This is a genomic window from Yersinia sp. LJYL362 (assembly GCF_048323875.1).
This window is the reverse complement of sequence record NZ_JBLWEX010000017.1, coordinates 1-8,472: the sequence shown is the minus strand read 5'-3', so window position 1 is coordinate 8,472 and position 8,472 is coordinate 1. Positions and strand designations below refer to the sequence as shown.

Sequence of the window (8,472 nt, the reverse complement as noted above, 5' to 3'; positions counted from 1 at the left end):
GTTTTAATCTCGTTTGAATACGTTCTTTGATAGTCATCATCCACCTCCCGTTCAACTTTCCAAAGCATAGCAAACATACGACATTATTTCTAGCAAACATACGACATCCAGATAATGCACAGCCCTTAATATATCTAAATTACAGCACCAAACTCTTTATCAGTTATGCACTGATAATTAAAGATTCAGAAGAACCCAGCACACGGGCCTATGACCTCTCGCCGCTCAATCTGTATATCGATAACGATGGCGAAGAAGTTAACTCATTGGTGCTGTGTGATCGGGGGCGTGAAGTCAGCGATGAAGACTCACCCTACGAGGCCGAACTGGCGGGTATTCAGCGCCTGACGGCCAATCATATCGCGCTGTGGCAATCTATCCGCTCCCGTACCGCCAGTGGTGAAACCTGTACAAAATCACTGGTGAGGGATGATATGCGCGGCATGGGTTTTGATGTTGCGAAGAAATTTACCCGCTGGCTAGACAAGCTGGAAATTGATGGGTTGATTCATATTGACGGGGAGAATATCTGCCCCAATTCATTAAGCAATACAGCAAGAAACTAACTGGGGGATAAAATGGGAACCAAGTGGGGGAACATCGAATTTTTAACCAATTTGGCCTCGAATCCCCCACTTCCCACTTACCTATACACACTAAATGGGGGAAAGAGAGCAAACCCGCGCCATGACTGGGCTGAGAGCACCGAGCCAAAACCCAGGTGGGGGAACAAGTGGGGATCAGTTAAGTGGGGGAAATGTGGGGGAAGGATTTTGGCTTGGTGCTGGTTTTATCAAAAGTACATAACGACGTTTTGGCTATTGGCCTTACCTTGACTAACCAACTAATGGTTAATAACAATATAAATTAGTTACTAACCTTCTATAAGGATCCCAAAAGATGATAATAACTCGGTAAACTTCCGATACTAAATACATCCCACAATACAAATTAAAATATTATATATTTTAATAAACTAATAATTTAACCAGAAGTTAAATACATGCAAGTTTTTTAATATAACAGTCCTAACAGGGAAATCATCACTTTAATAAATATCTTGAAAGATAATATACCTTAGAAACAATTAGCTAAACCGCTATTTATATTTTTTAGCAGTAGGGTAAAATAATTCTACAACTCAGTATGATGAGGTGCAAAGATATGCCAACTCTTAAGCCTGGTACTATTCTTCCAACCCCAGAGGAAGGCAAAGAGATCAGAAAAGCCGTTGCTACCGATCCTGACGCGAAGCTGCTTGAAGATCCAAACATCAAGCTTGTTTCTTTTAGTGAGCTGAAGAAAAAGAAGAAAATGGGACGCCCCACAAAGGCAGATCCTAAAATCGATATACGCATGCGCTCTGATATCGTTGAAAAAACAAATATATACACAATATTATGATGTGAATTAGTCACTTTACAGTAAACACTCGCGCCAAATTATTTCTGCACAAAGGACACCTCAAAATGTCCTTTGTAAAGAGATAACTCCACGATGCTACAAGCTACCCTACCAACATGGTTGAATAGAGTGCCACCAGAGCAAAATTTGAGTGACATGGTAGATCACAGTACACTGAAGATATGAGAGCCAATTGGACAGACAAATCCAATATTACAGACAAGTACAATCAATAGTTAGGATAAAATGAAGGTTAATTGGAGTTTCATTCGGTTACATAGACCCACAGTTCAATTAATGATGGACTCAGAAACTATCACTGCCAGGGTTCATGTAAACAATACAGGTAAGGGAATACCAGATGTCATCTCTATACACACTCAATGACCTGCTCGGGCTGCTTGTTTTCTCACAGAAATATCACTTTCTCCACAATGATCTGGACTGCCTGATCATTGCATGGGCTGAAGATAAAATCACCGAAGGAAATGATTCGGAGACTCTTTTAATTCTCGCTTCACTGGGGCTTGATAATCAACCTGAACGGACCGAGGTTGAATTATATATGTCACGGTACATTGCAGAGCAGCGGATAGCTCTGCCACCACTAAAAACAGCAGCATTGGTCTGGATCAAGCTATTTATGAGTCAACTTTCCCAGTGCACTTCCATCCATGATGCAGAACAGAAAATATATTTTCTGGTGTGTCATTGGCTTGAACCTGATGTAAAGATTTTCGCGGCGGTGGTCGATACCCTGAAATCGCTTTACTGGCATCTCTTTGATGAATGGGAGGGGCCTGGCACAAGCGAAGCAGTAAGGATGGAGGAGTCAGAATTCTTTGAGATGATTAATCGTGCGATGCTGCCCTATTCCCGTAAAATTGAGAACCCAGATTGGCTGGATCTGCTTACTCAGTAATTTTTACCAGCATCCTGAAAGATGCCTTTCCTGTGTGCATAATTCCATCTGATTTGAATTCCTTTTCGCATTCTACTTGAGTATATCCAGCAAAAACATCATCGTTCACCCTAGGAACCTAGACACAAAAGTTAACCTAACTGAATAGCCGCTCTGTGCCAAAAACGGACATCTCGGATGTTACGACACGTTAGGTTAGATATCTAAAAATGCATGGTCCGCTTGGGTGGGATACATACAGAAGTATGCGAAAGACAAGCATTTTGCGTGTTGCTATAATTCGTGCCACCGCCGTTCGCTGAGGCGCTGGTGAGGGCTAATTTGCCTGAGTTCTGTCAGTTGAAAGATATTGCGGATTAATTGGCCATCCCCCCATAATGAGGGGATGATAATAACATTGTTGAAAAATGGAGGCGGGATGATAAATCAAAATGCTATCGATGGACTTTTGTGGCTGTATTCTATTTTTGATATAAAATTGCTAACGGTAATTGCCACAGGCTTTACTATTTACTTCGGATACCAAAAGGTAACAAAGAAAATATGTGTTTCATATAGTATTAGTAGTGGGGAATTGTACGATTCACATGTCACGAACTTTGTTATTTCAAATAAAAGAGATAATTCGATTGTTATATCCTCAATAAATATGAAAATTGGTAATAAAGGTAGTATTGAATTAATAAAGTTTGATGAACCTATAGTCTTGAAAGGCTATGATGCTAAATTGATTGATGTTCCTAAGTATAGCAATCTTTATGATCAGAATGGCCCTATTTCTATTGAAACTTTTGAACGACTATCTTTTTCTGTGATTACTATGTCTGGAGAGATTATCGGTTGCGATGTAGAGAACTCACTCACATTAAAAAGTTTGGAAGACCGTTTGCATAAGAGGGTACGGACTTTCAACAATATCGTATTGACCAGTAAAATGGGATTTATTTTCACGTATCGTATTAAAGATAAAGTTACTGATGTAATTATTGATAATCATGGGTTTATAACAGGATATACACCATTTGCATATAATATGTTCCCGGAAATGTCAGGAGAGTTTTTTGGAGATTTTTTAATATCTAATGGTTATCATTCTTTTTACGATGATTACGCTCTTTTTAAAGTAAAAGACAATCTCAATATAGAATTAGTTTTAAGTAAGTCCATAATGCAGAATAAAATTAAAACACAAAAAACCTGAGCAAAAAAATTTGCTTGGCAAACGCTTTAAGTAATAAATTTATGCACATAAAAACTGTATATAAATACAAAATCATTTCAAATGAGATTTATACATGGGCCTTCCATCGCCAGTTGACAGCTATATAGAAGCACGGCTGACAGTTGATTTTCTTTGCCAGATGGATGCTAACTGCACTTGTAAGTATCCCGTTAAAATGAATCATTCACATTTAGATAACATTCAGTAATCCAACGCCCGCTCGTAGCAGACTATACGATCGAGTCAGGCCGCTTCGTGCCAGAAGCGGAAGTTGCTAATGTTACTTTGTGTTATTCGACGGGGAATCTTTCGAGACAGCACTGTATTTTCCGGACAGAACACTGCTAATACGCCTTGTTAGGTGCCGATCTCACGCTCTGCCTGCTCATATGTGCTATATAATTTGTCTACACGACCAACCAATTTCATTCCACCTTTGGTTGCCCTATCCGTCCAATAATGACCTTCAAGCTCTTCGACTGGAGAACCATGAATTTCTAGGGCAAAGGAACCGTGGTGAATTTCGCTTCTAACACCTTGTAGTTCAATTTTTGGTTCATTTCGGTAAACTCCAACGAGTTTAAACAAATCTTCATCTTCCTGCTGTTCTATACTGTGAGCTACCAACACAGACCTAGATTCCTTTGTCATCAATCTCAGACTAAGAAATGTTAAAGATTGTCTGATGACTGCATACCCATAGACTGGTGCTATTCCTTCGCCAGTTTCAGGGGTTATCCAGCTACTTTTCAATTCAACTTTCCACGTTCCTCTTAAGTCCGGTCTTTTAACATACCAACCTTTAAATAATTTCCATGACCAGAGGTATTTGTTAAACAGGGCGACAAACAGAGTTATAACACCAACTACTGTACCAAATGGTTTTACAAAGTCTGCACTGAGCACTGGCATACCTTGAAACCAGAGAGCAAGTAACCACACGGTGATCGTGAGACCAATAAACGATGAAATATGAAGTCTAGTTAGCATTATTCGTAACCTATGTAGTCCCAAGCATCACTTAAGAACTGGTGAGCACTCTCACGAGTCCACGGCTGAGAGCCTCTGAAAAGATACTTAAGTTCGTTTACTTCACCCCACTCAGAGCATTTTTCATGTGACATAGTATTATTGAATAGCTCTGCAAGTACATGCCTTACCATGGGTTTGAAAGATTGATATTCAAAACATGAATTTGATGCATTGAACACCAAGCTTTCAATGAGAAAGCTCGGCGCGTCTTTTGCTGATTGGATACCGTTTGACGCCATCTCGTTAGATAGTTTTTTTAATACCCGAACGACTCTTTTATATCTTCTTGATGTAGAAGCGTTTTTTGAAACGCCATTTTCGTAATGTTGCTCTGGCCAATTTTTGACTCTAGGAGGATCGTAATCATCTGGTATCATCTCGACTCCAGAATGATAATAGGTGGCGGTAACGTATCTACGATGCTCAAAAAACGCAGCCACATCTGACTCTACGCGATATGTATTCGCTTTTATATCAAAGGCTTTACTACCACGTGTAACAGCAGCTCTTCCGAACCTAGCTACAAGCGCCTCTTCTAACTCACTTTTGAATGTCGCGTATTCATAGGTGGCAGGAACGCAACTTTTTGCAAGCTCCATTTTTACGTTGTCATCAGGGTACTCAGGAAAATAGGTATCGAAACAGAGAACTCCTACATCTACATCGCTATCCCGCCTTACATTAACCCTGTTTCTGTAAGAGCCTTGCGTAAATACTTTGATATTTCGATTTTTTAACTTATCACTCGCCTGAATTGCTTGCCTTATTTGCCTCTCGGCATTTTCCGCTCTCTCTTGCTCCGTTGCGCTTGGTCCTTGCGACCAAGTTGCAAATACCGACTCCCAATCCCTACTCACGAAGTATTCCTTACTTTGAAAGGCAACTAACAGCGTATTAAACAGCATTTTGTTTATCACACAAAGCGCTGTACTCTCCAATGACACGACTATACCTGTCTATCTACTTTTTAATCAACGGGGAGCAGGTCAACTTCGGTAGTGATCTTTTGAGAACGCAGATAAATGTCAACTTCTGCTTTTCGCTCTTAACCGACGGTCAGATTTAATCGTGCCCCACCGTTGCATACCTTCTGGACAAGTCGCAGCTAATACACATATTGCTTCGCCACATTTTTTTCTCTTCCATTAGTTTCAATATCTGTTCTTTCTCTTCGTCAAACGTCATAGCCCGAAATACTTACCGAAAATATGTATTATCCGGTTTGGGCGATACAGAGAACTATTGAAACAAGAGTTGTATCCTGCTTTTACTTTCATTGCCTGAATACCAAATCGTCATATCAGTGATAGTGAATATTAGGAAAACATGCTTATTGGTGTGTCACTTTCCTGCATTGGTATACGTTTAGGTATACAAAAAAAAGTTGAACTCGATTTTTATGAGTAAATACAACGCATTGATTAACCTATTCAACGTCCCCCAGCCCACTTTTGATAGGACAGTGACCGGACAGTATCATATAAACCAGTAACTTATGATAAATGACCGGACGAAGCACTGACCTAGTTTAGACCAAAAAGGATACGCAAAAGATACGCGACTCCTTTGAAGATTAAAAAACCTCTGCTAACCCAGAGGTTTTTTTTCGCCTATTTAACGCTATCATGGGGTGTCGAGGGTCGGAGGTTCAAATCCTCTCATGCCGACCAAAATACCTTAAGAAAACCAATCCATTAGGGTTGTTTTTTTTGTTTGTGGGATTTGCTGATGGTAAAACAATGGTGAAACTCCGACGATATCTCCCCTACAGTTCACTTAAAACTGATTGTTATACGGATAGTGTCTACTGTATATTTAACCAGTAAATTAACTGTGTGAGGTTCTACTCATGTCAGCAACAAAAGGCTTCGAACAGAATTTTTCTGTGATCTATAAGTTTGACTCTCTGACCATCAGCCATTCAATACGCAGCAAATCCATGATTTTCAATTCCAAGGTAAAAAGCCCGCCAATCTTATCCAATGCGGAAGTTATTCAGACAATGGAGATCACGGTCGAGCAGGCACGGCATATCGTCAGCGAACTACAAAAGCGGATTGATTACATTGATGCTGGGATCAGCGATTCAGGTGTTAACTATTTAAATTAGGGGAATTTATGCTGCGTGTCGAAGTAACTATAGATAAGCTGAACGCAAAGAGTTTTCCGGTTGGCTACACCAACGCACTTACGGAAGAATTAACGAATCGCCTTACTCGTAAATTTAGCGATATTGACGTGAAGGTCAGGTTTGCGGGGGCCGATGGTTTAACGGTGCTAGGTGGGGCCAACGAGGATAAAAAGACAGTAGAAGAGATTTTGCAGGAAACGTGGGAAAGTGCTGATGATTGGTTTCAGCCATAGAAATATAAGTTAGCGAGAGGCTACCTCTATAGTAACCTCATTCTATTTTCAGAATTTTGCTCGCCATAATCCTATGGAGTGTCCAACCTAATTCCCATATGCTTGGAAAGGAATATATAGGGTAATAACAAGGAAAAGTTATGGATACGGTTGAAGAGTTAGATGATACGTACTTTTACCATGGACATGCAAATCTGACTCCGGGAGAGTTATTTAACCTCATTTATTTGGAAAGTTTCTCAAATCATCTCGATCTGGAAATAAGTGCAGCCGCACTCATTCTTTCGGGACAAGCGTGGTTACCGGCCCCCGGAAAACCAATAGGGGCGAAAAAAGGCACCAGTGTAGCCTCCATGCTGTCACGCAAAGTATTCAACGATATGCGCTTCCCGAATGGCAAGCGACTGTTAACACCGGTTGGAAACCGTATGCAACCAACAAACAAAATTGGATCGTTCGTGGGGCGTTACATACCATGGGTAGGTTATGGTCAACTACTCATCACGCTAATGGTTGTAGCAAAAGAAACTCGAAATAAATACAACCTTATAGCAAGACCGAAAGATAGAATTGAGTGGGCGGCATTCTGATGAATAGCGCCGATTTAGAAACTGAGGTTCTAAAATATCTCACAGATAATTACAGTGAAGGAAAAAGTTGGTTTAAATCGGAGCGGATACCTGTAGATAAACATTGGACATTACAGGAGCACTTTAATTTCCCGCCCGAGGATATAGACGATATGCTTTTGGATGTATTTACACATTTTAATATTGATTTTTCAAACTTCGATGCCGAGAACTATTTCGAGTGTCAATATGCCTTTTGGCAAAAGAAACCACCACCACGCGAGAAAAAACCGCTCACGATTGAAATGATTATAGAATCAGCCAAAGCTGGCCGTTGGCTATACGATTGAAATAGGCCGGGCCATTAAACCCGGTTATTACCGATTATTCAGGCGCTACCGGCCACTCAATTTCAAGCGGATTCGAAGTATCAACCCGCATCAGCGCCAATCGATATTTACGCCATGCTGCAAGATCAGCTATTTCTTTTGTGCTCGCGCTTTTGTCGTCAACCGCATCTTGCCGCCATTCAATTTCGGAGTCTGCTACAGCCTTTAGTTCAGCTTTCTTACTTGCTGCTGTTTGCCTGATTGCTGCTATTCTGGCGGCTTCATCACTAACCCACTTATTGCCATCCCATTGCTCGAACTCGGCTGGGGCGATATCCGTTGTGTTTGCAGGATAGTCACCCAGTTCGGTAATAATAAGCGGTTTCTTCGTTACCGTGCTGAAACGCATCTCTCCGCGATGATCAGCAATATATTCCCACCCATCACCTTTTGCAGTTCGACAAATGGCAAATCCTTGACTGGTAACTGGAGGTTTATCTATATAAGAGTGGGCGGGAACACCTACCCCTATTGGTAAATACTCTTCAGATTTCCAAATATATTCATTAGTAACCGGCGCGACGTTATAAACAGTCACAATCCCGGCTTCAAGTGAGTTTCCATCTTTAT

The 8,472-nt window shown here is 40.7% G+C and carries 10 protein-coding genes and 2 pseudogenes; 9 read left to right on the top strand and 3 right to left on the bottom strand.

Translation table 11 applies throughout. From position 1 onward, the window contains the following. Positions 1–176 precede the first annotated feature (176 nt). The 5 genes and pseudogenes from ACNSO8_RS00710 to ACNSO8_RS00690 all read left to right on the top strand — a co-directional run. A pseudogene (locus tag ACNSO8_RS00710) lies at positions 177–566 on the top strand (Cro/Cl family transcriptional regulator); the annotation flags it as partial. A gap of 598 nt (positions 567–1,164) precedes the next feature. After that, positions 1,165–1,404 carry a hypothetical protein gene (locus tag ACNSO8_RS00705; protein ID WP_418393525.1) on the top strand — a complete coding sequence of 80 codons (240 nt, stop codon included), beginning with the start codon at positions 1,165–1,167 and terminating at the stop codon, positions 1,402–1,404. 361 nt (positions 1,405–1,765) lie between these two features. Continuing rightward, entirely contained in the window at positions 1,766–2,326 is a 561-nt protein-coding gene (locus ACNSO8_RS00700; RefSeq protein ID WP_418393524.1) for a hypothetical protein, read from the top strand. 241 nt (positions 2,327–2,567) lie between these two features. Next, a pseudogene (locus ACNSO8_RS00695) lies at positions 2,568–2,686 on the top strand (DNA methyltransferase); the annotation flags it as partial. A gap of 58 nt (positions 2,687–2,744) precedes the next feature. Then, positions 2,745–3,527, top strand: coding sequence for a hypothetical protein (locus tag ACNSO8_RS00690; protein ID WP_418393523.1), 783 nt, complete (start codon positions 2,745–2,747; stop codon positions 3,525–3,527). Positions 3,528–3,905: 378 nt separating this feature from the next. Here ACNSO8_RS00690 and ACNSO8_RS00685 read toward each other — a convergent pair whose 3' ends face one another. Further along, on the bottom strand, positions 3,906–4,538 hold the full coding sequence (locus tag ACNSO8_RS00685; RefSeq protein ID WP_418393522.1) for a hypothetical protein: 633 nt from the start codon (positions 4,536–4,538) through the stop codon (positions 3,906–3,908). Beyond that, on the bottom strand, positions 4,538–5,437 hold the full coding sequence (locus tag ACNSO8_RS00680; protein ID WP_418393521.1) for a nucleotidyltransferase: 900 nt from the start codon (positions 5,435–5,437) through the stop codon (positions 4,538–4,540). Before ACNSO8_RS00680 ends, ACNSO8_RS00685 begins: the two co-directional genes overlap by 1 nt. A 992-nt stretch (positions 5,438–6,429) precedes the next feature. On the opposite strand from ACNSO8_RS00680, the gene ACNSO8_RS00675 reads away from it, so the two are divergent. The 4 genes from ACNSO8_RS00675 (at position 6,430) to ACNSO8_RS00660 (ending at position 7,863) form a co-directional block, all read left to right on the top strand. Next, positions 6,430–6,690, top strand: coding sequence for a hypothetical protein (locus tag ACNSO8_RS00675; protein WP_418393520.1), 261 nt, complete (start codon positions 6,430–6,432; stop codon positions 6,688–6,690). An 8-nt stretch (positions 6,691–6,698) separates the two neighbouring features. After that, entirely contained in the window at positions 6,699–6,944 is a 246-nt protein-coding gene (locus tag ACNSO8_RS00670) for a DinI-like family protein (RefSeq protein WP_418393519.1), read from the top strand. 140 nt (positions 6,945–7,084) lie between these two features. After that, positions 7,085–7,534, top strand: a complete 450-nt coding sequence (locus tag ACNSO8_RS00665; protein WP_418393518.1) for an STM2901 family protein — start codon at positions 7,085–7,087, stop codon at positions 7,532–7,534. Next, positions 7,534–7,863: a DUF1493 family protein gene (locus ACNSO8_RS00660; protein WP_418393517.1), complete on the top strand. Its 330-nt coding sequence runs from the start codon at positions 7,534–7,536 to the stop codon at positions 7,861–7,863. Before ACNSO8_RS00665 ends, ACNSO8_RS00660 begins: the two co-directional genes overlap by 1 nt. A 34-nt stretch (positions 7,864–7,897) precedes the next feature. On the opposite strand, the gene ACNSO8_RS00655 is transcribed toward ACNSO8_RS00660, so the two are convergent. Then, on the bottom strand, positions 7,898–8,472 hold a 575-nt coding region (locus ACNSO8_RS00655; protein WP_418393516.1), incomplete at its 5' end, for a tail fiber assembly protein.